This is a genomic window from Acinetobacter nosocomialis (assembly GCF_041021905.1).
Taxonomy (GTDB): Bacteria; Pseudomonadota; Gammaproteobacteria; order Pseudomonadales; family Moraxellaceae; genus Acinetobacter; species Acinetobacter nosocomialis.
The window spans coordinates 16,456-42,307 of the sequence record NZ_CP157433.1 but is presented as its reverse complement, the minus strand read 5'-3'; the positions used below and the strand labels follow the sequence as shown (position 1 = coordinate 42,307).

Genomic DNA, 25,852 nt, shown 5'->3' with positions numbered 1-25,852 from the left:
AGGAATTATCATGATTAAACTACATCATTTAGATCAATCACGTTCTTTTCGCATTTTGTGGTTACTTGAAGAAATCAAGCAGCCCTATGAGCTGAAACGCTATTATCGTGACTCAAGCACGCATTTGGCCCCTGAATCTTTAAAAACCATCCATCCTTTAGGGAAATCTCCAGTATTGGAATGGGATGGCAAAGTTATTGCAGAGTCAGGCGCAATCGTTGAGTTATTAATTCAGAAACTTGCGCCGCATTTAGCACCAGATATGGATGAATCTACTTATGTCGATTATCTACAGTGGATTCATTTCTCAGAAAGCTCTGCCATGCTGCCATTTTTGTTAAAAACGTTTAATGCGATAGAAACCAAGCAAGGTACGAAGTTGGTATTTCTAGAAAATTATACTCAAGTTGAGTTCGATAAGGTATTTGGCCATTTAAATGAATATTTAAAAGATAAAGAATTTCTAGTGGCAGACCGTTTAACCGGTGCTGACTTTATGATGGGCTTTGGACTACATGCTTTAGTTTATCATATGGGACAAGGTGAAAATTATCCCCATATCCAACGTTATGTAGCAGGTTTAAGCCAACTACCTAGCTGGCAAGTCGCAGTACAAATTGAACAAAATGGTGTGAAAAGTCAAAAATAGCAAAATTGTTTTTTTAACGCAATTGAGAAAAAGAATCATGATTGACAAGTACATATGATTATAAAATAACCTGACACTTATTTAAAGTAAACGCCTAATGAATTTCATCGGGCGTTCTCTATTTTAAAGATAAGGAATTACCATTATTTAAGACAAGTTTCGCCTATTCTTTCACTGCAAATTCCTATCAAAAGAGCTTGAATATCACGACGGTTACGTTGAAAGATATAATCAACTTTTGAAAGAAAAGTGACTAACGCACAGCAACATTAAATTATTCCTTGGGGTATTAAACAAGTAATCTATATCATTTTAATAACATAAACACATATGCGTAAAAATCACGCCCCGCTTAACTGGCAATAGTTTTTGAACCCTCGTATAAAAGCTTAAAAGAATCTAGCAAGTCTTTATTTAATGTTAATACTCATCCAGTATTGAGGTTTTTTATCTTTTCTTGCCTGTGATCTAGGTTGTAATACTCTAATTTCATACTCACCTGAAGCAGGTAAAATATAAATACCATTATCATCAAGCTCTGGAGAATATTCTCCAATATTGATGGAGTCTTTTAATTGATTACCCCGTAAGTAAGCTTCAACATTTCCTCCAGTCAACTTCACTTTTAACTTTTGCCCTTTTTTAGCATAAAATTTGTAGGAATCATACTTGTATCCCTCTATCCTTCCGTAATAATTTGCAGAGTAAGCTTTTTTTGCAAACTTAACTACAACAGTCTTTCGTATATCATTGTTATCATTTGCAAGTACGGCTGGGCTAAGCATAGTTAAAGTTAGGGCCATAAAAGCACCAGCTAGTAATTTCGTATTCGCTATTTTCATAAGGTTACCTTAATTCTTGTATCGCCCCTGACATAGTAACATAAGTAATAAGTAACCATGAATCATGGAACAGAACTGTGAATAGTCATAACATAGAGTTGCACTTCAAATGCTAATTTAAGACTTGCGAAATCAATGGTTAATTAATTGGTCACTAAGGAATAGCCAATCTAGATATAAAGTTTATTTAACAAATACTTATAAAAATATATGATGCGTATCATACGCATCATATATAAAGCGTTCTATTTTGATATAATTGATCCAATCAACCCCTTATTAGGTTTCATTTAAATTCCATGAGTCTTACTGATATTAAAGTTCGCCAAGCTCATTGCAAGGAAAAAACCTGTTTTTTATCCGATGAAGATGGGCTTAGCCTGAAGATTGAGCCGAGTGGAAGAAAATCTTGGTGCTATCGCTATACAGATCCACAAACTAAAAAACGTCGACGCATTCAGTTAGGTCTTTATCCTGATTTATCGCTGAAAAAGGCACGACAAGTCAGAGATGACTTTAAAGACAATAATTTCTGTTTTGAACATCATACTGCCTCTAATCTTATCACCTTTGGTAAGGTCGGGGAGGAGTGGTTACAGTTCAAACTGAAGAATGCCTTCAACGATCTACCCCGCTGTGGTGTACTACAGTTAGCAGAAAGATGCTTACAGCAAGATATTTATCCAGACCTTCAGGATTTACCTTTTCAAAACATCAAGCGCTATGACCTGGTTTCAGTAATCAAAAAAATAGAGGGACGCCAAGTAAAAGAACCTGTCAAAAAAGCTTGTAGTTATTTGAACCAAATTTATGACTACGCTGTAGCGATGGGTTATTGTGAGTTCAACATCGCTCATGGTTTAAATAAAATCACCATTAACAGCAAAATCAAGAAAAATTATCCGTATTTGAAAGCGGAGGAAATATCTGATTTTAAGAATAAATTACAAAAATTGGATGCCCATCCCATTATTAAAAAAGCACTGATGTTCAAATTACATACTGGCGTGAGAGGGGCCGAATTGTTATTGGCTGAGCCTCATCATTTTGATTTAAATGAAAAAATCTGGAAAATACCTGCCTTGCATATTAAACAGTTTCGACGAAAAGTTATATTAGGCCATGAGATTCCAGATTTTTTAGTTCCACTTTCAAATCAGGCTTTAGAGATTTTGAAAGACGTCATGCAGTGGTCATACGGTGAAAAATACCTTTTTGCTAGCCCTCGCAAACACAATCAACCAATTCATTTTAATACTCTAAATTTGGCCATACGTAAGATGGGGTATGGCAAACATCAACTATCTTCTCATGGATTACGTTCTACTTTTAGTACCATTTTGAATGACTCAGGTTTGTTCCAAGATAAATGGATTGAGGCACAACTTTCACATATTGATAAGAACCGTACCCGTGCCAGCTATAATCACGCTGACTATTTAGCTCAACGGACTGAAATGATGCAGTGGTGGGGTGATTATTTAAGTACTAGTAAGTGAAAATCGTACTTTTATACATAAACTTAAAACATGATGGGGTGTCAAATGGATAGTAAACAATATACTTACCGTGTTAAATGGTCAGTTGAAGATAAGGGGTATGTTGGGTTATGTGCTGAGTTTCCATCATTGTCTTAGCATGATGCGGATCAGTCTAAAGCATTCTCAGGAATAGAGGAGCTCGTTGCTGATGTTGTCGCTGATATGATTAGCAATAATGAAAAAGTTCCTACACCACTCTCCGGAAAAATATAGTAGGCAATTTATTGTCCTTGTTCTCAGTGGTTCAACAAAAACTAGCCCTCGAAGCTGCAGAACGTAGTGTGGGCATGAATCGTTTAGTATCAGTAAAAAGAGCTATGTAATTTTAGTCTTTACTAAGGTCTAGTAGGAGTGAGTGATAAAGCAGGAACAAGAATTTATGCTTCATATATTCTGTAAATCGTATGAATTTGAATTAATAGGTATTTTAAAAGAAAGTTTTCTTTGATTTAGTGTTTTTATATAAAAAAATAATTTTTAAAAATAACTTAGGCTAATTGATAAACACTATCTGGAAAGATTAAAAGAAAATATTTTTTAATTTCTGCTAATTCATTTAAGGCAGGTTCCCTTTCTAGCAGTTGAAATGTCCAAATAAGTACAGCCTGATGATTATCATAGCAAGTATTTACTCCAAGAAAATTAGCCAATCCATAACTTCTATTGATGTTCATTTCTTTAATTAATTGATTTCCTAAGTCACGAGCTTGCTGGCTGATTAATAACTCATTTGGTAACACGGCGGTTATCTCCACAAAAAAATCTAATGCAGGTTCAATCCTTATATTTAAAAAGTTATAATTTAATTGAAATGGATAAAATATACTTTCTATAAGTTGTAATAACCTGCTGTAGGTTAATTTTAGCAAAGTATTACTCAGGCAACAACTTCAAATAACCCACAGCAAGTTATTTTTTGTAAATTAATTTAAATATGATTACTTGTAAGTTATCTAGCCTCATGGGCGATAGAAAAATTTTAAAATTAAGTGAAGTGGTGCATGCGACAGGAATCAATCGTAATACGCTGACAAGTATGTATTATGACCGTGCTATACGTATCGAATTGCCAGTCGCTGATAAGTTATGTAAATACTTTAACTGTACGATGAATGATTTGTTTGAGTTTAAGGAAGAAGTTGAAGAAAAAGATTAACCAATACTTCTTTTGATAAGTTTTCTCTACAGGTCTAATACTGAACTTTATAAAATTTCATCGAAAACAGAGATTTACTTTATTATTTATATAAAAGAATCAATCGAATGATAGAGGTTTTTTTCTTATAACTTAATCAAAAAAAGGGCTAATGACCCACAATAGCGGTAACTATTGTGGGTTTGTTCCATGTAATGCAAATTGCAGTACAAGGAATTTAAAATGACTTCAGTGCTGATCTTACGTTGCCCTTGTACTTATTGCAAGATTTTTAGTCTTTTTACATGATTTTTCATTTAACCATTTAAATTTCTTCTTTTTATCATTTTGATAATTTTAAGTACCCGATCTTGACGTCATAGTGTTTGAGATCGAACGTTCGATAGATGTCCGCAATCCCTCGAATAGCTGAACCTCATTTGAGGTTCGCAGAGAGTCCAATATATTTTAGCTCAAGGACTCTATGATTGCTTTGGGATTTCAAGATTTAAAAGTTAAGACTTCTCATGTCTACTCAAATTTAAGTGACAACTCGGGTATGTGGTCTGCCTAAGTCCGTAAATTTATTTAATACTACCATACGTGCATGAATCTCATTGACTTGGCTTTGAAAATATCTCGCACTGAGTTTATCCCCCAATAATTTGATGCAATGTATCTTGGTTTCAACCAAACTTCGCCGATGATAGCCTGGCCAGGATCAGTTCACCATAACAATCTCGGTTATATCGAGGCTGATAGGGTCGTTTCAGGCGTTTAGAGCGAGGAATCCACAAATTGGCTGCAATCTGTTTCCACGGAAATATCAAAGCCATGAATGCTGGTCAGCTTTTCATGGGCTAAGGTGGGTCCGAAACCATGAAATTGATTAGAGACAATATTGAGGCACTTCAGTCTAAGTTCTTCAGGAATCTTAGAGTTGCTGGTTTGGCCACGTGCCGCATGGGCTAACGCAGCTGGACCTTGAGCTTTGTATTTTTGCAATAAGCGTCTGATTTGAAGCTCTGAAATATGAAGTAGCTGAGCAGCCTGAGACTGGCTAATGCGTTGATCACAAATTTCTTGCAAGACCGACAATCGTTTAAGTTCTTTATCCGACATAGACACCAACATATCAAACAGTCCACTTCGATAATCGCAAAAGTGCATATTCTAAAAGCGGACATTTTTACTTTGGAGAAACCGGACATTTCTATTTTGGGCTTACATGTTCATTTCGTATAATCTTGATTATGTTAAATTGAGTACATGATACTTTAAGTTCATAGACCTCTTTGTTTAACCTAGAATCAATGGCACTGTTGCAAATAGAGATTTGAGTCGATGATGTTCCCTTTAAAAAGTACTTAGAGACCGAAAACCCTGTTGATTAGACACACTTCACCCTGAGGCTGACCATAATAAAATGACGATGCTTGTCCTTTACGTAGTGCACGCATGACTTCAATACCTTTAATTGTGGCATAAGCCGTCTTCATAGATTTGAATCCTAATGTGGCCCTGATGATCCGCTTTAGCTTGCCATGATCACATTCAATCACGTTATTTTTATACTTAATCTGCCTGTGCTCAATATCTACTGGACATTTTCCTTCTCGCTTTAACCGTGATAAAGCATGGCCATAGGTCGCTGCTTTATCTGTATTGATGACCCGTGGAATTTGCCATTTTTTCACCGTATTGAAGATCTTTCCTAAAAAACAATAGGCTGATTTACTGTTCCGTCTAGCGGAAAGGTAAAAGTCAATCGTATGACCACGTTGATCAACTGCACGATACAGGTAAGTCCATCGCCCCTTCACTTTGATATAAGTCTCATCCATATGCCATGAATGTAAATCTGTAGGATTACGCCAATACCAGCGTAAGCGTTTTTCCATTTCTGGAGCATAACGCTGAACCCAACGATAAATTGTGGTGTGGTCAACATTCACACCTCGTTCAGCGAGCATTTCTTGAAGTTCACGATAGCTGATGCCATATTTACAATACCAACGAACAGCCCAAAGAATGATTTCACCTTGAAAGTGCCGACCGTGGAAGGGATTCATCTGCTGTATCTCGAAATAAATAAGATATTTAGCTTATCATGTCAGCCTATTTGCAACAGTGCCCCTCAAATTGGGCTCTATGCTGCACCTCACGTTCTTTAGCTTCTTTGGCGTAGTGCTGGTGTTGATGCTGACTGTCATGTGGATGATCGTCGCGGCTAAAACCCTGGCTGGTGCCTATCGCGGCAACTTGTTCGTCTCGCCGTGTATCCACTCGCTGAGCAAGGCGAGCAAAACCTGAGCCTTTGGCTACTTGATCGACTGTTTGGCGTGACGCAGTGTGGACAAAATGCGCTGTCTAACATTCGGGTGAGTGCAAACAGAAAGGGGACTTGGGTGTGGCATTTCCAGCAATGAAAAATTAGGGAAGGCGAGCCGAACACGCGGTATGGCTTTCTGGGCAACACGTCCGGCAAACACGATAGTGACGAGATCAGGGAAAAGCGTCAGTAGCGTGATCAGCATCTCGATACCTTCCTCAATCTGCGCTCTGCGGAGCGGACTCTTGGGCTTATCGAGATCTGGTATGCGCGCACTCATGAATTACTCTTGGCCCGGAAACATTCCTCAGTTGAAAAATGCCTTGGATAGGGCTCGGGTTTTTGCAGATGATGGACGTATCGAATATGAGCATCTGCCCGCTGAACTGTTGCAGCCATCCGCATCCTCTTCTTTGTCCTCTTTTTCGTCATCCACTCTCGGAGTCAAAAAAAGAAAAATGAATGACTCAGAAATACGTGAGTTGGAGAAAAATTTTTCTGGCTCAAAAAAAGAGCTCGCTAATTATTTAGGCATCAGTGAGAGAACACTTTACAGAAAATTAGGTAGTAAAGAATAGCTTGTTTTGCGGAGATCTCGCGCAGCGATTGAATATTTTTTGAGGTCTGCCGCTCAAGCCAATGGCATGTATTACGTCGCTTGAAAAAACGATTCTCAATTGCGATTCAGGAAGTATTTTATGCAAGGGCAGTGGCGCACACGTGAGCTTGCTCATGCAAGCACCACTGTTCTTAAGCTTATTTTATTGAGTAATCCATCCCCATTTTTTGAAGATAGCCGCACCGTCGTCGGATTGTAAGAACGAAACGAATTGTTTCGCTGCTGTGATCTGTTCACCTTTGTTGGTTAGCACCACACCGGTATCACGATAGATAACATAATCTTTTTCAATGGGCACAACTTCCGCCAAGGTGGGGTTCGCAACTTGCCAAATGTTCCAGATTAGCCAGGCATCCAAAGAAGTGTCATCAGTCCATTCCTGTTTTGCGATGGCGCTGTTTTTGGCGTATTTGGCAATATTTTTTCGGAACGCTTTCACCGACTCAATACTTCCTTTACGGCCCGCTGCGTCCTCCCATACACCATTTTGTCCAGCACCATTGACCACCAAAATTCTGTGTCCAGGTTTGAACAAATCGGAAAGTCCCTTGATATTTTTAGGATTGCCCGGGCGTACAAGTATTGCCAATGGCCTCAGGTAGAGCGGCTTAACCTTGGTTTCATCAAATCCGCCCTCCATAGCCTGGGCGAAGTCGGTCATCATCGTTTCAGATCCGCTGTAGATAATGTGAGCATCGTCTTTTGCGTTTTGAATCCATTTTGGTGTGGGGCCAGCGGTAACTATTACTGGTGTGCCAGTTTTTTCCTCAAATGTCTTCGCGGCTTCTTTCATCGCGGGAGCTGGGCCGCCCGGGCCATAAACTCGTACCTCTTGAGCCGCATGAGAAATTGCTGGAATGACAGCGGACATGCCTAACAGACATGATGTAAGTACGGGAATTAGATGCTTTAGCGATTTCATGGTTACTATCCTAAAAAGAATTCTTTTGATAACAATATTGCTGAAAGGACATTTTTAAGTGTCTTGTCGTGCAACCGAAGCATACTGTTGAGTGATCTTGATTAATCTATTTCACGAAGTACTCAATACCTGTCTCAGACATCAACTTGTCGAGGAAAATTCTCTCCTTTCTATAGAAGTGAACCGCCCCGGATTTTGAGGAGGCTCCGTTATTTGAGACAATGGAGTCATCATGAGCAAAATCCGAACCAAATTTACCCCCGAAGTGCGCGAGCTGTCAACGCCGGTTGAATTTTGTCCGCATCCCCTAGTGGGTCATTTTTACATTGGCGGGGCTTTGTTGCACAAAGATTTGAAATGCAAAGCGTCCCTAATTGAGCCAAATTTAAGGCGTAACTTGGGTAAGTGGTCGACCTAATTCCGTAAATCTGTTAAGGACTGCTACACGTGCATGGATCTCATTCACTTGGCTATCAAAACTCCTTGCACTGAGTTTATCTCCTAATAATTTAATGCAATGCATCTTAGTTTCAACCAAACTTCGACGATGATAGCCTGACCATTTTTTCCATAGTGTCCTGCCTAAACGTTTAATTGTTCGAAGTAATTCATTTCGCTCTAGCGAGCTACTCTTTGTATCTTTCCATGGTTTCGCATTTTTTCTAGGTGGAATCACCGCATGCGCTTGCCGATCTGCAATGACCTGACGGCATTGCTTGGTGTCATAAGCTCCATCGGTATAAACACAGTTAATCTGCTCATCTTGTGGAATCTGATTAAGTAAATCACCAAGCACCTGTGAATCACTGACATTATTGGTTGTAAGCTGAACTGCTCGTATTTGTAGGGTTTTAGCATCTATACCAATATGAAGTTTACGCCATTGGCGACGATATTCAGGTCCATGTTTCTTGCGTTTTCATTCGCCCTCACCTAGAAACTTCATGCCTGTAGAGTCCATGAGTAGATGCAGCCCATCGCTACTTTTTTGGTAGCTGATTACAATATCAATATACTTTTGTCTTCTACAAAGCGTGGTGTAATCTGGAGCTATCCAATTTAATCCGCAAAGTTTAATCAGACTTTGCACAAAGCCAGTGACCATACGTAAAGACAGACGAAATAAGGATTTAATCATTAAGCAGCATTGGATGGCTGCGTCGGAGTAGGTTTGATTTCGCCCTTGTTTGCCTTTTGATGGCGCATACCATTACGTAGCAGGATCAAACCAAATGGCAATATTTCCGCGACTCATGAGTGCTCGGTTATATGCGGGCCAATTGGTTGTGCGGTAGATTTTGTGTGTAGGCTTCTTCATTTGAAAATTATATCGCTGAAAAACCCTTTACAGATAGGTTTGTGCAACAAAGCCAATTACTGGCGCAAAATTTTTAAATGTTAATACGGGGGTAAAGGCAAGGCAGGTCAGAGGATTAAAAGCCTCCAACCGTACAGATGATGTTAGTCAAGCAAATACATCGTTCCGTCTTTCAGCTATTGCACAAATAGTTAGATGGTATATAGGGTACTTGAATAGCAAAGGATAGGATATGCCAATGTTCGATATAGAAGATTCAAAAGATGTTGATTTAAAGAACAATAAGACCTCAAAAGAAACCTTAGCTAAAGTCAAAAATGTTGAAGGTTTTAAAGCCAAAGGTAATGAGGCTGGAGTTAATTCCAAAGAACCGAAAAGTGAAGAAAAAATAGTAGAATTGAAACCAAATTTTATGGGAATCGGTATTAATCTGAGGGCTTTATGGGAAAAAATAAGATTCAAAAAAACATAAAAAATCAGCCAGCGCTTAACAGTTTGCACCAGCTTTTGCATTATGATTTATGAGTAATCTAAGGTTTTTACTCAGATACGCTTAAAGAAATGATCTCCTTGCTCAAAAAGAGTAACAATATTCATTGGACACATTGGTTTCAAATTGCCCTCGATTTATATGAGTCAAGCAGAGCACTGAGCTCATATGCTAAGAAGCATTTGTAGTCAAAGCAGAACAAACAATAATGCTTCGACCTTCAGCTTCTTATATATACACGACTTACAGCTCAATTCTAATTTTACTCACATAACCTCTATTCACTAAACAGGCTTTTTTCAAATGCTTGTGCAACATGCGAAGACGGTCTGTCTTTATAATGCAGTTGGTATAGCGGCCGAGAGAGTTGCTCGTTATTTTTTTGGCTCAGGCGCGCTAATTTGCCTAACTGCACTAAATCTTCTGTGACTACGTTTGGCAATAAAGCGACCCCCATACCTTGAGCAACAGCTCTTGCTATAGCTTCGTTGCTGCCTAATTGCATACTTTGCTCTGCTTGTACGCCATGCTCTGCTAATAACTTTACAGACATTTCTAACGTGCCAGAGCCTGGCTCGCGTAATAACCAAAACTGCTCGTTTAACCATGCTTTTAAGTCTTTAGTGGGCTTAAAGTTGCTCGGTATAACCACACTCATTAAATCACTTTGCCAGTGCTTACTAATAATGTGCGGCTCGGTAGGTGTGCCTTCAACCAGTGCTAAATCGATAGTGCATTCAAGTAAGGCATGCTCAATTTGCGCGGTATTAGCCACTTGTACTTCTACTTTTATATGCGGGTACTGCGCACAAAATTTGGCTAAATAAGGCGGTAGCCAATAACTGGCAATGGTGGTGCTGGTGCCTATAACTAATGTACCGCGCTTAAGCCCTGTTCGCGATTTAATATCTTCAATGGCGGCTTTTTCGATAGCAAAAATACTGCGGGCGTGATCATACAAAGCTTGGCCGCCCTCGCTTAGGGTGAGCTTTCTACCCTTAGATGCACGTTCAATAAGTTGAATGTTTAACTGATGCTCTAGCTCTTTTAGCGCTTTAGAAACAGCGGGCTGGCTTATAAAAAGCGCTTCGGCTGCGCCTGAAAAACTACCCAATTTAGCCACTGTATAAAACACCCTAAGTGAATGTAAGTTCATTGAACAACCTTAAATTGCATAACTCTAAATTGTATAACTTTAAGTTATCAAATCATGATTTTAATATATTGGAGTTATATTTTGAGCTTTCTTACAATTAAGTCAACACATCAACTTGGTTTAAGTGAGGGAATATTATGCTTAGCGCTATTAAAAGTAGTTTTCAGCCTTTGACTAAGCAATACGGCGATACGCGCTGGTGGTTAGGTATGCTGCTGGTGGTTGTGTTAGCGGGGGCATCTGTTGCATTAAGTAAGTTACCTATAATGCAAAGTGCGCAATTTAGCTCCTTAACAATTGGTATTGTGCTTGGCATTATTGTGGGTAACAGTGTGTTTGCGCGCATTGCTACGCGTACAGATGTAGGCGTTGATTACGCTAAAAGTATATTACTCAAAGCGGGCATTATTTTATTTGGGTTTAGGATTACTTTTGCACAAGTAGCGGGTGTAGGCTGGCATGGCCTATTAACCGATGTGGTAATGCTGCTTGGTACGTTTATATTAGCAGTACAGCTAGGTAAGCGCGTTTTTAAGCTTGATGAACAAACAACCATACTAATAGGTGCGGGTAGCTCTATTTGTGGCGCCGCAGCGGTAATGGCAACAGAGCCAGTAATAAAAGCACAAGCGCATAAAGTATCTGTAGCGGTGGCAACGGTTGTGGTGTTTGGCACGTTAAGTATGTTTGCCTACCCAATTATGTTTGAATATATGGGTGTGAGTGAGCATGCGTACGGTATTTTTGTTGGTTCAACCATTCATGAAGTTGCGCAAGTGGTAGCAGCAGGGACTACGGTAAGTGCCAATGCGGCTGACACCGCCGTGATAGAAAAAATGCTACGCGTAATGATGCTTGCGCCATTTTTAGTAGGCTTATCGTTTTGGCAAAGTAAAAAGCATGCAAACATAAACGCACATGGCGGCGAGCAAAAAGCGGGTATTTCAATCCCTTGGTTTGCAGTGTTATTTATAGTGGCAAGTGGCGTGCATTCGTTATCGGTTATTCCGCAAGGAACTACAAACGCTATTATATGGTTTGATAATATACTACTTACCATTGCCATGGTCGCACTTGGGCTGCGTACACATGTTGGCGCTATTCGCCAAGCGGGAATAAAACCACTGTTATTAGCAGGCTGTTTATTTTTGTTTTTAACCTTAGCTGGCTTTGCCATTAATGTAGGCATTGCACAGCTGTTTTAAATATAACCTGGTCGAGGGGGCACTGTTGCAAATAGGCTGACATGATAAGCTAAATATCTTATTTATTTCGAGATACAGCAGATGAATCCCTTCCACGGTCGGCACTTTCAAGGTGAAATCATTCTTTGGGCTGTTCGTTGGTATTGTAAATATGGCATCAGCTATCGTGAACTTCAAGAAATGCTCGCTGAACGAGGCATAAATGTGGATCACAGTACAATTTATCGTTGGGTTCAGCGTTATGCTCCAGAAATGGAAAAACGGTTACGCTGGTATTGGCGTAATCCTACAGATTTACATTCATGGCATATGGATGAGACTTATATCAAAGTGAAGGGGCGATGGACTTACCTGTATCGTGCAGTTGATCAACGGGGTCATACGATTGACTTTTACCTTTCCGCTAGACGGAACAGTAAATCAGCCTATAGTTTTCTAGGAAAGATCTTCAATACGGTGAAAAAATGGCAAATTCCACGGGTCATCAATACAGATAAAGCAGCGACCTATGGCCATGCTTTATCACGATTAAAGCGAGAAGGAAAATGTCCAGTAGATATTGAGCACAGGCAGATTAAGTATAAAAATAATGTCATTGAATGTGATCATGGTAAGTTAAAGCGAATCATCAGGGCCACATTAGGATTCAAATCTATGAAGACTGCTTATGCCACAATTAAAGGTATTGAAGTCATGCGTGCACTACGTAAAGGACAAGCATCGTCATTTTATTATGGTCAGCCTCAGGGTGAAGTGTGTCTAATCAACAGGGTTTTCGGTCTCTAAGCACTTTTTAAAGGGAACATCATCGACTCAAATCACTATTTGCAACAGTGCCAGCCAGTGACCATACGTAAAGACAGACGGAATAAGGATTTAATCATTAAGCAGCATTGGATAGCTGCGTCGGAGTAGGTTTGATTTCGCCCTTGTTTGCCTTTTGATGGAGCATACCATTGCGTAGCAGGATCAAACCAAATGGCAATATTTCCGCGACTCATGAGTGCTCGGTTATATGCGGGCCAATTGGTTGTGCGGTAGATTTTGTGTGTAGGCTTCTTCATTTGAAAATTATATCGCTGAAAAAGCCTTTACAGATAGGTTTGTGCAACAAAGCCCCATCGAGGTGAAACCGGCTGTGAGCGCGGGTTCAAGCATATAGCCCGACAGGCGCGTATCCTTGCCGATCACGACACGATGGCGGTGGTCACCGCGACGAAAGACACGGCCAGCCGCCATGCCGACGCGCAAGGCGGTTTCCGCCGTCATCGCGCCTTCGTTGGCTTTGCCACGAATACCGTCTGTGCCGAAATATTTGCGCACCATAAGGTCGATTATCCTGTCGTCGGGTCGCCCTCAAAGGGGACATGCCTGCTGAACCGCGAATATAGAGAAATATCCCGAATGTGCAGTTAACGAATTCTTGCGGTTTCTTTCAGCGCCGCCAATACCGCCAGCCCGTCGCGCAAGGGGCGCGGCTCGTGTGTGCGGATGAAGTCAGCTCCACCTGCGGCGGCGGCAAGCTCTGCAGCGAGTGTCGCGGCCCCGACATCCCCCGGACCACGGCCTGTGAGCGCGCGCAGAAAGGATTTGCGCGAAACAGACAGAAGCACCGGCAAATCGAAGCGCAGCCGCAATTCATCGAACCGCGCCAGCACCGAGAGCGAGGTTTCGGGAGCAGCCCCCAGAAAAAACCCCATGCCGGGATCAAGGACAAGGCGGTTGCGTTTGATACCGGCACCCGTCAGCGCCGCGATGCGCGCGTCAAAGAACGCCGCAATGTGATCCATGATGTCGCCAGCGGGTGCCTCGCGCCGATCTGCCTGCCCGTCTTGCACCGAATGCATAACGACGAGTTTGGCAGATGATTTCGCCAATTGCGGATAGAACGCAGCGTCTGGAAAACCGCGAATATCATTGAGATAGGCCACACCACGCGACAAGGCATAGGCTTGCGTCGCGGGTTGATAACTGTCGAGCGAGACGGGAATGCCATCTGCCTTGAGCGCGTCCAGCACCGGCGCGATACGCGCGATTTCTGTGTCGGACGAAACAGGCGCGGCGTCGGGATTGCTGGATGCCGGACCGAGGTCGATCACATCTGCCCCCTCGGCCATCAGCTTACGCGCCTGCGCAATGGCTGCGTCTGGCGCCAGATACCGGCCTCCATCGGAGAAACTGTCCGAGGTTATGTTGACGATGCCGAAAATGATGAGCGATTTATTCATGGGGGCTTCTATAATAATAATAATCGAGCATGAGTCTCATACGGATGCTCGGGTCGAAAGGGAATCCCCAGGCGAGTAACCTGTTTGCGGTGATCTGAACCGTACCGGGTTTGTCGGAGACTTTTTTATTTAAGTTAGGCCACCTGACCTAACGGATTAATTTTATCATAGTACATTGCTTCAAAATCAAAAGGTGGCACATAACCTAGTGCACTATGTACACGCTCTTTATTGAACCAATCTACCCAATTTAATGTCGCAAGTTGTACATCCGCTAAACCTTGCCAATCTGCTTTTAAATATTCAATCACCTCTGTTTTGTATAAGCCATTCACTGTTTCAGCCAAAGCATTATCGTATGAATCACCGGTCGTACCGACTGATGCTCGTAAATTTGCTGCTTCTAAACGATTGGTATAACGAATGGAAAGATATTGCACACCTCTGTCACTATGATGAATCACGTTCTTTGGCATGCCTCGATCATGCAATGCTTGCTCCAGTGCATCGAGCACCATGTCTGTATTCATCCGTGTTGATACTTTCCATCCAACAATTGCTCGCGAGAACACATCAATAATAAAGGCGGTATAGACCCAGCCTGAATTTGTTTGAATATACGTAAAGTCAGCGACCCACAGCTGGTCAGGGTGATCAGCACTAAAATTGCGTTTCACCAAGTCATCTGCTCGTTTTTGATCATCTCGGCTATGGGTAGTTTGTTTATTCTTACCTCGCCAAACACCTTGTATACCTAGCTTTTGCATCAATCGAGCAACTGTACAGCGTGCAATAATATAGCCTTCACGTTTCAGTTTTTGCCAAACTTTACGTACACCATATCGACCTGAACTTTCCTTCCAAATTCGTTTAATTTGTTCAGCATGATGCAAGTCATGTAGATCTCGCTTTGCTCGATGTTCTGGGTTTTCGCAGAGATCTAGAGTCCGGTAATAGGTTGAGGGTGCGATCGGTAAAATTCTACAAATCGCCTCGACTCCGTACAGCTCTTTATTATTATGGATAAAATCCACCATTATTTGTGTGGGCGGTCGAGTTCCGCCTGGGCGAAAAAAGCGGCTGCTTTACGTAGAATCTCATTGGCGCGTTGCAGTTCTTTATTTTCGCGTTCGAGTTGTTTGATACGTTCTTGGTCTGAAAGCTGCTGTACTTTAACTGGATTTAGTTTATCTAAATATTTTTGATACCAAACACGTAGTGTTTCAGGAGTACAACCCTTGCGCAGTATACTGCTCAGGGAGCAATAGCGGTGATCGCAGCCCAATTCGATGGATAATCTTTTTCAGATTCAATCAATAATTGAACCGCTCTTTCTCTGATTTCAGGGGCATATTTTAATTTTGTCATCGGGATAGTCTCTCAGAATATTGACTCTCCGACAAACCCGGTACGGTTCAGCAAATAAGCAACCTTCTAATGCAACAGCGAAGTGTAGAGATGGGACTTGGTCTTTTAGCTTGAATAGGAGAGGTACTTGTTCTGGCCATGGTGGAGTAGCTAACTGGCTTTAGAACTTAGAATACTTCTGATTTAAAGCTTATCATGCAATATGCTTAAAACTTAAAAACCAATAAAAACAGGAATTTTAAGTTCCTATTTTTCATGTTAGAACCCATTTAAAGTGTCTATATTCTCACCAATTAAAATGTCTATATCCTCATCTATAAACTTGTAAAAATTAAAAATTAATATTATCGTATTACTATCAAAAACAAAAATGGATTACATATGCTTCCAATGTTAGCTTCACAACTTCAACAGGAAACAGGTTGGCGAGTTACTAGCTGTGAAATTCTATTAGATCAATCTCATACAAATACTGATGAATCTTTTGGCAATATAGAAATAACATCAAAACATGGTATTACCTTATTTTTCGGGTTCACTTCATCTACCAATAAAAAAATAGAAATGGATGAAATCCGTATTTTCAATGCAGAAAATATTGAAGTTTGTATTGATGAAAATGATGCAAATAATGTTTTCGCTGCTGCTTATGATATTGTCGATCAAACAAATTGGCGAAAAATTGCAATAAATGCAAAATATGAAAAGCAGAGTAGAAAAGTTAAAAGTATAAGTTTTAATCGGGAAAGTGAGGCTGATCTTTTACACTTTGTAGAAAATCAAAAAGATTTTTCAAACTGGGTAAAAAGCAAAATTTTAGAAGAAGTAAGTAAATCTCATGGATGAAAAAAGGCTTACTTTCATGGGCTTTTTGATTATCGATTTAACATAAAATCTCTTATACGAAATCCACCAGATTCAAGACATAAAAAAGCCCGACATCCTGTCGGGCTTTTTCGTATTGGTTCGCTTGGCATAACTCCTGTCGTGCCGCCGATCCTTGTGCGATTATTTATTTTTATTCTGCGGAACATCCTCTTCTCTTATGACTTCATGATATTGAATACAAGGGATTGTGAACATCCGCAAAATCCCTAAATTCATGTGCGCTCAGGCGTACAAAATTGGTGGATTTTTATCCCAAGAGTTGTCCGCAGAAATTGGGGATAATTTAAGCCAGCGCTGGCTTGATAACGCAGAGAAAAATGACAAATTGATTGAAGATTGATCAAATTTATTGGCAAGAAGTATCAAAATTGCTTAAAAAGAAACCGACTTGTTTCCAAGTCGGTATTTTGTTGTTTTTTAGGCGGATTAAAAATTTTTAACTATATGAAAAACAAAGATATTTTAAAAAGTATTTCGTATAAGCTCTATTATGTTAAATAATTAAGGATAAAAGCTTTATTACTAAATAGAACAGTTGCTTAAAGCAGTATAGAGTTAAGTTTGCATTTTAATATCAAGTTGTCTTTCAGCACCGATAATCACCATACGAATCCCATTTTCAAAAATGTCATCCGCATTCATATTTTGTAAGGTATTCACTCCTTGGAGCATGAGTGGATATATAGTTGGATCGGCTTCGAATGGTGGGTCTGATCTTATTTCTTCTTGCTGCTCCTCAAGGACCCACCCAACAATAAACCTTCCTAATGTCATAAGTAATGCAACTGCTTCAACAGGAGAAAACCCAGCATGAGATAACAGCGCAACTTGGGCCTCAATCGTGTTGAAATGTCCTTGACTGGGGCTAGTTCTTGCATGTAGACGAGCACCATCACGGTAAGCTAGTAGTGCTCGACGAAAGCTTACAGAATTAGCGAGCAACCAATCTTGCCATGTCATCCCATCGATGGGTAAAGAAACTAAATGGTGTTCATTTATAATGGTTTCCGCCATTGCTTCCATTAACAAGGATTTATTCTTGAAATGCCAATATAGAGTTGGAGATTTAATACCCAATCGTTGAGCTAGCTTGCGTGTGGTTATTGAATCTATGCCTTCTTCATTCAACATATCCAATGCGGTACGCAGGACTATTTCACGTGTCAGACGTTGAGGTGCAATATCTTTTTTACTCATAAATCTATCACTGATAGGGAGTGTGTGAGAGAATATTAATTCTATCATTGCTAGAGAAGGCATTTGTGAAGAAATCATTGAGCGTGATTTTAATCACTATATTTCTGGATGCTGTTGGGATTGGTTTAATTATGCCGATCTTGCCTGAATTATTACGGTCATTGGCTGGAGCTGAAGCAGGCGGTGTTCACTATGGTGCTTTATTAGCTGTGTATGCTCTGATGCAGTTCATTTTTGCACCTATCCTTGGAGCGTTGAGTGACCGATTTGGACGTCGACCTGTATTAATTATTTCAATTGCTGGTGCAACGGCTGATTATCTCCTAATGGCTGCTGCTCCTTCTCTATTGTGGCTATATATTGGTCGTATTTTTGCGGGAATTACAGGTGCCAACATGGCTGTTGCAACAGCTTATGTTTCAGATATTACTCCAGCCCATGAGCGTGCAAAAAGGTTTGGTCTCCTTGGAGCTGTCTTTGGTATTGGGTTTATAGCGGGTCCGGTAATAGGTGGAGTTTTGGGTGAATGGAACTTACATGCACCGTTCTTTGCTGCTGCTTTTATGAATGGGATTAATTTAATAATGACAGCAGTCTTATTAAAAGAATCAAAACACAGCAATAAAATGACTGAGAAGGTTCAGGAGCAATCAATATTAAAGAAATTATCCTATTTGATCACTCAACCTAATATGGCTCCATTGCTTGGTATCTTTTTAATTATCACATTGGTTTCACAAGTCCCCGCAACTTTATGGGTTATCTATGGGCAGGATCGTTATGGCTGGAGTATATTTATTGCAGGTGTTTCCCTTGCTAGTTATGGAATATGCCATTCTATTGCACAGGCTTTTGCTATCGCCCCTATGGTAAAGAGGTTTGGAGAGAAAAATACGTTGTTATGTGGAATAGCTTGCGATGCAATTGGTTTACTTCTTTTATCTATTGCTGTTGAAGAATGGGTGCCTTTTGCGTTGTTACCATTGTTTGCCCTTGGTGGAGTAGCCGTTCCTGCTTTGCAAGCAATGATGTCCAGAGGTATTAGTGATGAAAGACAAGGTGAATTACAAGGGCTATTAAGCAGTTTTAATAGTCTGGGGGCTATAATTGGTCCTGTATTAGTTACTAGCCTCTATTTTATGACTCAGGCATCAGCTCCTGGAATGGTATGGGCATTAGCTGCAATACTTTATGTAATCACCCTACCCTTATTGCTTAAGTATCGCCTGAATAAATATTCTGGAGTTCCATAAAATATTTAATTTATTGGTTTAAAAACTAATGGATTCTATAGTTTATCTAAAATTAACATAATACACGTTATACGAATTCCCAAGGCATGGCTTTTAGTCATGCTTTTTTTATCAAAAGACTATACCTGAATGATAGCGAGCCAAATCGCATACAATATCTATCATTAGACTTAATGCAATAATTAAATGATAGTATTATCATTAATCTAATAGAATTAAGATTAAATGATAGAAATGAATACACGTATTTATCTACGAGCTTCAACTAAAGATCAAGATGCAGAAAGGGCTTTGCAGATTCTTCAGGATCTAAACCAAAACTTGAATTTGGGTGAAACCATTGTGTACGTGGAAAACTATAGTGGTACGAAGTTAGACCGACCTGAATTGAATAAGCTACTGTCAGAAGCAAATCAAGGTGACACATTGTTAGTTGAAAGTATTGACCGCTTATCACGCCTAACCCAACGAGATTTTCAAGAGCTGAAGCGCAGGATCCAGGAGAAGGGACTTCGTTTAGTCGTAGCAGATCTTCCTACTACCTACCAAATGATTCAAACCAGTGACAGCATTACTCATTCAATCTTGGAACTCATCAACAATATGTTGATTGATCTTCTGGCAACAATGGCCCGCCTAGACAATGAGAAACGTATAGAACGTATTAAGCAGGGCCTGGCACGTTCGGGTTACAAACCAACAGGCAAGAAGGCAAATGAGGCTAAACATAAACGAATAAAAGAATTGCTAGTAGTTGGCAATATGACTAAGGAAGAAATTGCCAAAGCAGTGAATTGTGGAGTTGCAACTGTCTATCGAGTTGCTAAAGTTATCTAAAAGAGGCTTATCTCAACGCGCCCCCAATGGGGCACCGCTGCATTCAGGTTACTTCACATAAGAAATTTTATGTTAAATGATTGTTAGAAATGCCCCTTGATCGAGGCATTTTCTATAAAGAATACTAAAAACTAATTAAAGCCAACCAAGTTTCAAAACAAGGCAGTTCTCAGCAATCATATTTTTAAATTATATAACTCCCAACTGAGCTTTTGCTCCAACGATAAGGCTTTCATTTTGAGTTTCTAAGGCAAATAAACCATACATCAAAGGAGAGGCCGCTGCTCTTTCTAAAGTCTGTTCATATAGTTTATTCCAAACTTTACCCCCTAGTTTTTCATACTCGATGATTAGAGTTTTGAGGCTTTCTTCTCCAAACAAAGTTACATGCCCAGCAAAATCAATCGCTGGGTCATCTATATGGGCTGTTGACCAATCAATAACGCCTGAAACAGCTCCATCCTTTGAAGCTAGTACATGCCCAGCATATAAATCGCCATGTATAAATTGGGTGAAATCTGCCCATAGAACATCATTATCCAACCATTTTCTGTAGCGGGTTTCCAATTGCTCACTTATACCAATTTCAGATTTTACTAACTGCAAATTGTTTGCTATTTCAGGTCTTAAATCTGAAGGTTTCATAATTTTCAAATCATTTTCCCGAACTTCTTTTTCAGGAATACTATGGATTTCAAATAAGGTTTTTGCCAAAGATGTTATGTATTTCGGGCTATCTTTGTCCATATTCCAAATTATTTCATAGGTTTCAGCATCCAAATTTAAAACAGGATTATCTTTAAGTATGGGATAAGCCACTAATTCTGTAGATGAAATTCTCCAATCAGGAACCTCTACAGAAAGATGTTTTTTTACCAATTCTAAAATGCGTTTTTCTTTCTTGATTTGTTCCCTCATGCCATCACGACGAGGAATACGCAGCAACCATTGTTGCCCCTTTGTATCAAGAGCAAAAACGACCTTAAAATCAATGCCCATTTCATTGAAATTCATTTTGTCCGTAAGCAACAAGCCGTGTGCTTCAGCAAGTGATTGAATATCTTGAATTGTCATTTTTAATTTCCTTTAAAGAGTTCAATAATTAATGTTCGGATTAGATTGGCTATCATTAACAATCTCTCTCAAAAGTCTTGATGATTTTGTGGTCTTTGATCTCGTAGATAATGTCAGCAATATTATCGACCAATTGCTTGTCATGAGATACGAAGATAATAGTTCCTGCATAGGACTTCATCATTGTTTCTAATGCGGCAATACTTTTTAGGTCAAGATAGTTTCCTGGTTCATCCATAAGCAAAATATTATATTTTCCTAAAAGCATTTTGGATAAAAGCAGTTTGATGATTTCACCTCCCGATAAGTCGGATAAGTTTTTTTGAATATCATTCGCTCCGATCCCCATTGAAGCCAATACTGCACGAATTTCCGCAACTGTGTACTCGCACTCTTCCTGCATAAAGGAGAGCACAGATTTATGCGTGTTAAATTTATATCCTGTTTGTGTAAAGTAGCCAATTTCAGCTTTTGGAGATATGGTTAATCCATCAGCACGTTCTGATATCATTTTTAACAAGGACGTTTTCCCTGTTCCATTCGATCCAGTTATAGCGACTTTAGCGCCAAGCGGTATTATAAAGTTAGCGTCATCAAAGATAGTACGGCTACCAAATTTTAAGCTCAGACCATCTGCCGTAATCGGGAACTTATTGTGCAGTTCTAGGGCTGAACTTTGACGAAAACGAATAGAACGCAAATGCTCTGGTGCTTGAATATCTTCTAATGCAGCCAAACGCTTTTCCATACTCTTAGCTGCCTGATACAGTTTTCTTTGCTTGGTGCCAGTCATTTTTGCATGCCCAAGTCGTCCAGCACTTTCGGTAGAGTTTTTGGATTTTTCTCCTTTTTTCTTATTGTCTAATCGATTAGCTTGCTGGCGTTTTTCTTGCACAGCAGATTCTAATCGCTCCCGTTCCTTCATCATCAGCTCATATTCTACGGCTTGGTGTTGTCGCTCTTCTTCTTTTTGACGCAAGTAATCCGAGTAACCACCCCAATATTCCGTAATTTTACCGTCTTTTAACTCCCATATCTTGTCTACAACCATATCAAGAAAATATCGGTCATGACTGATAACAAGTAATGCTCCATCAAATGCTTTAAGTTGACCAATAAGTAGATCTATTCCATTGAGATCAAGGTGGCTGGTTGGTTCATCCGCTAGAATGCCATGTACTTGTTGGGAAAATGCGGCAGCAATTTTTGCACGAGTTTCCTCTCCGCCACTCATTGTGTCGTTTTGTACATTGGAAACACCAAGGCGAGATAACATTGCCCGGTCTTCGACCGTTTCTATTTCGATTCCGCCCAGTTGGCTGATATGTGCAAAATCACCAAAACGCTGTAATGTCGCTTCGGCTAAAACAATTTCGCCATTAAGTACTTTGAGTAAACTACTCTTTCCTGCTCCGTTATCACCCACAAGACCAATACGGTCATAAGAGTGAATTTCCAATTCATCAATATCCAAAACATCACGCCCAGCATAATCCAAGCGTATGTTTCTCGCTTTAATAATTAAACTCATTTTTATTTACTCCTGTTTAGCTCTTGAAATTTTTTATGCAGCAAACAGGATTTAGGTGAAAACAAAAGCTAGCATCACAGTGTCCTCCCAAAAAAAAAGCTATTCATCCACAGGGTGGACAAATAGCTAGTCAATTAAGTTATAACTGGAAACTATGCACTAAAAGCATACTTATAAATTAAGCATACTTTTACTTTATATATCCGCATATATTCTTAAAGACACAACAAAAGCCCACCATTATAAAATAGTGTCACTATGCAAATAGTTGTGTCTTAACGAATGCGGATAGAATGCATAAACTTACCTAAAAAATAAAATTCAGTTTTATGATAACTTTACTGTTAAAAGAAGTCTAGACAACCTTGTTTTATGCTTGGATATAAGGCTTATTTTAAAATAATAGTAGTGAAGATTTTCTAAAATTAACATAATACACCTTATACGAAATAAAAATGGGAGCCTTAAGCTCCCATTTTTTAAGTAATTTTTTCAAATAAGGCTTGGGTGAGCATCTAAAATTCGAATCAATGTAGCTGCTGGTCCAGTTGGATAGCGTCGTCCCTGTTCCCAATTTTGCAGGGTACGGGGGCTAATATGTAGACGTGCAGCAAATTCATTTTGGCTCAAGCCAGTTTTTTCACGTACTTCTTTAATATCAGGCAATTCGAGTTCTGTAACTCGGCTTGCTTTAACTTCTTTACGTTTGATAGCTCCAGCTTCTTTGATTGAAGCAACCAAGTCATCAAATAAGTTGTTATCCATGAAATTGCTCCTTCACGAGTTGGTGCAGAATGGCGGTTTCCTTATCTGTTAAATTATCTTTTACTGATTTTGGATAAGCCACTAAGAAAAAGATCTGATCATCCTCGGTGACCCAATAATAAATCACCCGTATCCCACCACTTTTCCCTTTGTTACCTTGAGCACAACGTACTTTGCGAATACCACCGCCATTCTTGATTAGGTCACCTCTATCAGGCTGTACCAAAAGATCTTGCTGAAGTTGACGATATTCCTCATCAGATACAAGGTCTTTAATTTGCTTGGTAAAGATGCTGGTTTCAATAAATAACATGGACTCTTTATACGTCAATGGCGTATTTGAATTTTAGCAGTTTCCATAACAAAAAACGAGAGCTGGTAGATCTCTGTTATTCCCAAGTAGAAATGTCCTACCTAATAACCAAATAGAAATGTCCTATATGGACATTTCCAAGTCAAGCACAGGATTTAGATTTCGTTGTTCAATCGCTGTTTTCTGTGCTTGTCTACGTGGCATCTTTTGAGAACGATTGCGTTTGTTTTGGTGTTCCAGTTGTTCATGCTGTTGTTGAATATGTGCCAGCACAGAACCCAAACGTTTATTCTCAACGATCTCTCGCTGGTTGAGCTGACTTAATTTATCAAAGATGCTGTAATTGATTTTTCTTCCCTGATATTCAATGGCTACAGTACCATCCGGATATTCCAGGAACTCAAGATACTTGCCGCCCAATCTTTGATTTTCTTCGCTGTTTTCCAAGATATATACGCATTTATCATAAGTAATCGTCAAGCTGTTCGTGACCCTGCGGGGTTCACGCCAGGTAAAAACATCATCTAATTCTTCGGCTGTTTCAGCGATAGGCCGATGTAGATCCTTGGAATTAAAAGCCATCTTGGCGAATTTACGATTAAATTGCTCAATAAAGCACGGCAGCCACTTATTGGCATCTGCAATTGAACTGATGCCTTCTAGACGCATCTCCTTAATCAGACGATCCTGAAGTGTTCTATTCGCTCGTTCTACACGACCTTTGGCTTGAGGGGAGTTAGCGAAAATGATATCGATATTGAGAGTGCTCAGAACACGTCCAAACTGGGTAATCTTGGTGTCTTTCTTGCTACTTTGATTCACCCTAAAAACTGAATGTTTGTCACTGTAAAATGCCAATGGCTTACCATGCTGTTCGATATATAAACGTGTCGAAATCATATAGTCAAAGGCTGACTCTGACGCACAGAAGCGTAAATGCTGCAATTTTCCTGTGGCATCATCGATGAATACTAGCAGACAGCATTTAGGTGCTCGACCTTCAAACCAATCATGGTGTGAGCCATCAATTTGGATCAATTCACCATAACAATCTCGGTTATAACGAGGCTGATATGGTCGTTTCAGGCGCTTGCAGCGAGGGATCCATAAATCGGCTGCAATCATCCAGGAACGCAGGGTTTCTACTGAAAGATCGAATCCATGCACGGTGGTGAGCTTTTCATGCGCTAAAGTGGGTCCGAAACCATAAAGTTGATCTGAAACAATATTGAGACACTTAAGTCTGAGTTCTTCAGGAAGTTTAGAATTGCTGATTTGGCCACGACCGGCATGGGCTAATGCAGCGGGACCTTGAGCTTTGTATTTCTGCAGTAAGCGTCTGATGTGACGTTCTGAGATATGAAGTAGCTGAGCAGCCTGGGATTGAGTTATACGTTGATCACAGATTTCTTGCAAGACCGACAATCGTTTAAGTTCTTTATCCGACATAGACACCAACATATCAAACCGTCCGCTAAGGAAATTGCAAAAGCGCATATTCTAAAAGCGGACATTTTTACTTTGGAGAAACCGGACATTTCTATTTTGGGCTTACAGATCTCGTTTCGCATAACAGCCATTATGTTAAATTGTAGTAAGAACTTTAATGCGATAGAGCAGAATGTATATGCAAAATAAGCTTGATAACATTATTCAAGAATTAAAAGAACTATCTGGGAATAGTCGTCTAAACATAGAACTACCTGATGATATTTTCATATCTGCTTATGAACGAAAAATAGGTTTTATTTTTCCAAAAGATTATAAAAAAGTTTTGAAAGAGATTAGCAATATCTTTTATGGAACAATTGAATTAGCGTCTCTTACAGATGAGAAAGAATGCTATCGAGGGCTATCTCAGATATTAAATGATGCTAGGGAGCAAGGTCTGCCAGAAGATTGGCTACCTATTTGTGAAGATAATGGTAGTTATTATTGCCTATCTCCTAATCATAAAATTAGATATTGGACAGCAGATGGATATAGCGATGAGCAGTGGGAAGATTTAGCAGATTGGATCAAGCAAGTTTGGATAGATGGAAATTAAGAATTTCTAAAATTAACATAATACACCTTATACGAAATTAAAATGTAAGCCCAAAATAGAAATGTCCGGTTTCTCCAAAGTAAAAATGTCCGCTTTTAGAATATGCGCTTTTGCAATTTCCTTAGCGGACGGTTTGATATGT

The 25,852-nt window shown here is 39.7% G+C and carries 23 protein-coding genes, 9 pseudogenes and 1 other annotated feature; of the genes and pseudogenes, 13 read left to right on the top strand and 19 right to left on the bottom strand.

All coding sequences use genetic code 11. The features are described from left to right. The first annotated feature begins 10 nt into the window (after positions 1–10). Complete coding sequence (locus tag ABLC00_RS18815; RefSeq protein WP_000593330.1) at positions 11–649, top strand: glutathione S-transferase family protein; 639 nt, start codon at positions 11–13, stop codon at positions 647–649. 410 nt (positions 650–1,059) lie between these two features. On the opposite strand, the gene ABLC00_RS18810 is transcribed toward ABLC00_RS18815, so the two are convergent. After that, positions 1,060–1,491, bottom strand: coding sequence for a PPC domain-containing protein (locus ABLC00_RS18810; RefSeq protein ID WP_000684950.1), 432 nt, complete (start codon positions 1,489–1,491; stop codon positions 1,060–1,062). Between the two features lie 299 nt (positions 1,492–1,790). Between ABLC00_RS18810 and ABLC00_RS18805 the strand changes: the two genes are divergently transcribed. Continuing rightward, positions 1,791–2,990, top strand: coding sequence for an integrase arm-type DNA-binding domain-containing protein (locus tag ABLC00_RS18805; protein WP_033847072.1), 1,200 nt, complete (start codon positions 1,791–1,793; stop codon positions 2,988–2,990). A 33-nt stretch (positions 2,991–3,023) separates the two neighbouring features. Next, positions 3,024–3,245: pseudogene (locus ABLC00_RS18800) on the top strand (antitoxin HicB). Between the two features lie 275 nt (positions 3,246–3,520). Here ABLC00_RS18800 and ABLC00_RS18795 read toward each other — a convergent pair. Further along, complete coding sequence (locus ABLC00_RS18795) at positions 3,521–3,772, bottom strand: hypothetical protein (protein ID WP_000937271.1); 252 nt, start codon at positions 3,770–3,772, stop codon at positions 3,521–3,523. 194 nt (positions 3,773–3,966) lie between these two features. Between ABLC00_RS18795 and ABLC00_RS18790 the strand changes: the two genes are divergently transcribed. Then, positions 3,967–4,188, top strand: coding sequence for a helix-turn-helix transcriptional regulator (locus ABLC00_RS18790; protein WP_000627021.1), 222 nt, complete (start codon positions 3,967–3,969; stop codon positions 4,186–4,188). A 520-nt stretch (positions 4,189–4,708) separates the two neighbouring features. On the opposite strand, the pseudogene ABLC00_RS18785 reads toward ABLC00_RS18790, so the two are convergent. From ABLC00_RS18785 to ABLC00_RS18770, 4 genes and pseudogenes are all read right to left on the bottom strand, one after another. Next, positions 4,709–4,879 (bottom strand): annotated as a pseudogene (locus ABLC00_RS18785) (IS5/IS1182 family transposase); the annotation flags it as partial. 7 nt (positions 4,880–4,886) lie between these two features. Continuing rightward, positions 4,887–5,289 (bottom strand): annotated as a pseudogene (locus tag ABLC00_RS18780) (helix-turn-helix domain-containing protein); the annotation flags it as partial. Positions 5,290–5,534: 245 nt separating this feature from the next. After that, positions 5,535–6,239 carry an IS6-like element IS1008 family transposase gene (locus tag ABLC00_RS18775; RefSeq protein ID WP_001067790.1) on the bottom strand — a complete coding sequence of 235 codons (705 nt, stop codon included), beginning with the start codon at positions 6,237–6,239 and terminating at the stop codon, positions 5,535–5,537. 249 nt (positions 6,240–6,488) lie between these two features. Next, positions 6,489–6,767, bottom strand: a pseudogene (locus ABLC00_RS18770) (hypothetical protein); the annotation flags it as partial. Between the two features lie 10 nt (positions 6,768–6,777). Between ABLC00_RS18770 and ABLC00_RS18765 the strand changes: the two are divergent. Then, positions 6,778–7,077 (top strand): helix-turn-helix domain-containing protein, encoded by a 300-nt coding sequence (locus ABLC00_RS18765; RefSeq protein ID WP_369028993.1) that lies wholly within the window; start codon positions 6,778–6,780, stop codon positions 7,075–7,077. Between the two features lie 183 nt (positions 7,078–7,260). Here the strand turns inward: ABLC00_RS18765 and ABLC00_RS18760 are convergent, their stop codons facing one another. Then, positions 7,261–7,989: a substrate-binding domain-containing protein gene (locus tag ABLC00_RS18760; RefSeq protein WP_171062543.1), complete on the bottom strand. Its 729-nt coding sequence runs from the start codon at positions 7,987–7,989 to the stop codon at positions 7,261–7,263. Positions 7,990–8,425: 436 nt separating this feature from the next. After that, positions 8,426–9,358, bottom strand: a pseudogene (locus ABLC00_RS18755) (IS5 family transposase). A 232-nt stretch (positions 9,359–9,590) separates the two neighbouring features. Between ABLC00_RS18755 and ABLC00_RS18750 the strand changes: the two are divergent. Continuing rightward, a complete protein-coding gene (locus ABLC00_RS18750) occupies positions 9,591–9,830 on the top strand; it encodes a hypothetical protein (protein WP_016165165.1) in 240 nt (79 codons plus the stop codon). A gap of 295 nt (positions 9,831–10,125) precedes the next feature. On the opposite strand, the gene ABLC00_RS18745 is transcribed toward ABLC00_RS18750, so the two are convergent. Then, positions 10,126–11,004 carry a LysR family transcriptional regulator gene (locus ABLC00_RS18745; protein WP_121595086.1) on the bottom strand — a complete coding sequence of 293 codons (879 nt, stop codon included), beginning with the start codon at positions 11,002–11,004 and terminating at the stop codon, positions 10,126–10,128. A gap of 137 nt (positions 11,005–11,141) precedes the next feature. On the opposite strand from ABLC00_RS18745, the gene ABLC00_RS18740 reads away from it, so the two are divergent. Both ABLC00_RS18740 and ABLC00_RS18735 read left to right on the top strand, forming a co-directional pair. Next, positions 11,142–12,209, top strand: a complete 1,068-nt coding sequence (locus ABLC00_RS18740; protein ID WP_016165167.1) for a YeiH family protein — start codon at positions 11,142–11,144, stop codon at positions 12,207–12,209. A gap of 81 nt (positions 12,210–12,290) precedes the next feature. Beyond that, complete coding sequence (locus ABLC00_RS18735) at positions 12,291–12,995, top strand: IS6-like element IS1008 family transposase (protein WP_001067783.1); 705 nt, start codon at positions 12,291–12,293, stop codon at positions 12,993–12,995. 50 nt (positions 12,996–13,045) lie between these two features. Here ABLC00_RS18735 and ABLC00_RS18730 read toward each other — a convergent pair. The 4 genes and pseudogenes from ABLC00_RS18730 to ABLC00_RS18715 form a co-directional block, all read right to left on the bottom strand. Further along, positions 13,046–13,273 (bottom strand): annotated as a pseudogene (locus ABLC00_RS18730) (transposase); the annotation flags it as partial. 49 nt (positions 13,274–13,322) lie between these two features. Beyond that, a pseudogene (glmM, locus tag ABLC00_RS18725) lies at positions 13,323–13,535 on the bottom strand (phosphoglucosamine mutase); the annotation flags it as partial. A gap of 86 nt (positions 13,536–13,621) precedes the next feature. Beyond that, a complete protein-coding gene (gene sul2, locus ABLC00_RS18720; protein WP_001043260.1) occupies positions 13,622–14,437 on the bottom strand; it encodes a sulfonamide-resistant dihydropteroate synthase Sul2 in 816 nt (271 codons plus the stop codon). A 134-nt stretch (positions 14,438–14,571) separates the two neighbouring features. Next, a pseudogene (locus ABLC00_RS18715) lies at positions 14,572–15,805 on the bottom strand (IS3 family transposase). Then, positions 15,400–15,516, bottom strand: a sequence feature (AL1L pseudoknot). Its footprint overlaps the pseudogene before it by 117 nt. A 56-nt stretch (positions 15,806–15,861) precedes the next feature. Here ABLC00_RS18715 and ABLC00_RS18710 point away from each other — a divergent pair. Both ABLC00_RS18710 and ABLC00_RS18705 read left to right on the top strand, forming a co-directional pair. Then, positions 15,862–15,969, top strand: a pseudogene (locus ABLC00_RS18710) (DUF3761 domain-containing protein); the annotation flags it as partial. Positions 15,970–16,186: 217 nt separating this feature from the next. Then, entirely contained in the window at positions 16,187–16,651 is a 465-nt protein-coding gene (locus ABLC00_RS18705) for a hypothetical protein (protein WP_004968108.1), read from the top strand. A 597-nt stretch (positions 16,652–17,248) separates the two neighbouring features. Here ABLC00_RS18705 and ABLC00_RS18700 read toward each other — a convergent pair. After that, positions 17,249–17,890 (bottom strand): TetR/AcrR family transcriptional regulator C-terminal domain-containing protein, encoded by a 642-nt coding sequence (locus tag ABLC00_RS18700; protein ID WP_004787586.1) that lies wholly within the window; start codon positions 17,888–17,890, stop codon positions 17,249–17,251. Positions 17,891–17,955: 65 nt separating this feature from the next. Between ABLC00_RS18700 and tet(39) the strand changes: the two genes are divergently transcribed. Both tet(39) and ABLC00_RS18690 read left to right on the top strand, forming a co-directional pair. Then, positions 17,956–19,143, top strand: a complete 1,188-nt coding sequence (gene tet(39), locus ABLC00_RS18695) for a tetracycline efflux MFS transporter Tet(39) (protein WP_004856455.1) — start codon at positions 17,956–17,958, stop codon at positions 19,141–19,143. 225 nt (positions 19,144–19,368) lie between these two features. Then, positions 19,369–19,980 (top strand): recombinase family protein, encoded by a 612-nt coding sequence (locus ABLC00_RS18690; protein WP_015060246.1) that lies wholly within the window; start codon positions 19,369–19,371, stop codon positions 19,978–19,980. A gap of 189 nt (positions 19,981–20,169) precedes the next feature. Here the strand turns inward: ABLC00_RS18690 and ABLC00_RS18685 are convergent, their stop codons facing one another. From ABLC00_RS18685 to ABLC00_RS18665, 5 genes are all read right to left on the bottom strand, one after another. Beyond that, the gene (locus tag ABLC00_RS18685; protein WP_000155092.1) at positions 20,170–21,054 is read right to left on the bottom strand and encodes an Mph(E) family macrolide 2'-phosphotransferase; all 885 of its coding nucleotides are present in this window, start codon (positions 21,052–21,054) and stop codon (positions 20,170–20,172) included. A 55-nt stretch (positions 21,055–21,109) separates the two neighbouring features. After that, a complete protein-coding gene (gene msr(E), locus ABLC00_RS18680; protein WP_000052512.1) occupies positions 21,110–22,585 on the bottom strand; it encodes an ABC-F type ribosomal protection protein Msr(E) in 1,476 nt (491 codons plus the stop codon). 492 nt (positions 22,586–23,077) lie between these two features. Further along, positions 23,078–23,350: a NadS family protein gene (gene nadS, locus ABLC00_RS18675; RefSeq protein ID WP_000369781.1), complete on the bottom strand. Its 273-nt coding sequence runs from the start codon at positions 23,348–23,350 to the stop codon at positions 23,078–23,080. Continuing rightward, complete coding sequence (locus ABLC00_RS18670; protein WP_000897307.1) at positions 23,343–23,663, bottom strand: type II toxin-antitoxin system RelE/ParE family toxin; 321 nt, start codon at positions 23,661–23,663, stop codon at positions 23,343–23,345. The genes nadS and ABLC00_RS18670 overlap by 8 nt, the downstream gene beginning before the upstream one ends. Before the next feature lie 123 nt (positions 23,664–23,786). Next, entirely contained in the window at positions 23,787–25,112 is a 1,326-nt protein-coding gene (locus ABLC00_RS18665; protein WP_008942541.1) for an ISNCY family transposase, read from the bottom strand. A gap of 178 nt (positions 25,113–25,290) precedes the next feature. On the opposite strand from ABLC00_RS18665, the gene ABLC00_RS18660 reads away from it, so the two are divergent. Next, the gene (locus ABLC00_RS18660; RefSeq protein ID WP_001180106.1) at positions 25,291–25,710 is read left to right on the top strand and encodes an SMI1/KNR4 family protein; all 420 of its coding nucleotides are present in this window, start codon (positions 25,291–25,293) and stop codon (positions 25,708–25,710) included. Positions 25,711–25,852 lie beyond the last annotated feature (142 nt).